This window comes from Psychrobacter sp. 1U2, from assembly GCF_051847575.1.
This window is the reverse complement of record NZ_JBPYDC010000839.1, coordinates 1-809: the sequence shown is the minus strand read 5'-3', so window position 1 is coordinate 809 and position 809 is coordinate 1. Positions and strand designations below refer to the sequence as shown.

Annotated in this window: 1 protein-coding gene; it reads right to left on the bottom strand. The window is 48.3% G+C overall.

Going from position 1 to position 809, the window contains the following annotated elements:
- On the bottom strand, positions 1 to 809 hold an 809-nt coding region (locus ACS8FD_RS19045), incomplete at both ends, for an MFS transporter (RefSeq protein ID WP_439277010.1).

Sequence of the window (809 nt, the reverse complement as noted above, 5' to 3'; positions counted from 1 at the left end):
ATCATATAGAGCATGAGTAGCAGAGCCACACTAGCAATAGCGGCCCCAACATAGCCTACGCTTGATAAAGACAGATGCGTCACCGCGTATCCACCAAAGAGCGCGCCTGTCCCAATCCCTAAGTTGATAATACCTGAAAACATTGACATCAGCATGTCTTGGGCGTTGACGTCGACCATAATGACTTTCGCTTGCATGGAAATAATCAGCAGCATCAGTGCCGCGCCCCATAACAAGGCAATTAGGCTGAGTGCCCAAATGGAGGTCACGACGAATAACAGCACAAGCATAGAAAAAAGCATTAATATCGTCGATATCAGCATCAACCGTGTGTTAAATCGATCACCCCAGCGACTAAATATCACACTGCCTACAATCCCTGCGACACCGAATAATAATAGTACAAAAGTGGCTGAGTTCTCACTGACTGAGCCGACCTGTCGCATAAAGGGCTCAATATAAGAGTAGGCGGTATAGTGCGCAGTAAAAACCAGTAGAATAAGCAGGTAAAGACAGACCAATAAGGGATTTTTTAATAGCTCGGGAATTTTTCTAAAGGAGCCTTCAAACATACTGGGCAAGGTCGGTAACAGCTTCGCTTGTAGAATGAACACAATGAAAGCAATTCCGCCAATGCCACCAAACGTCGCACGCCAGCCAAACCACTGCCCGACCAAGCGCCCCAAAGGCACGCCCAGCACCATCGCTAATGAAGTGCCCGTCGCAAGCACACTTAGCGCCAGTGCTTTTTTGCCTTCAGGTGCCACGCGTATGGCGATCGCGGCGGTGATGGACCAAAATATTGCATG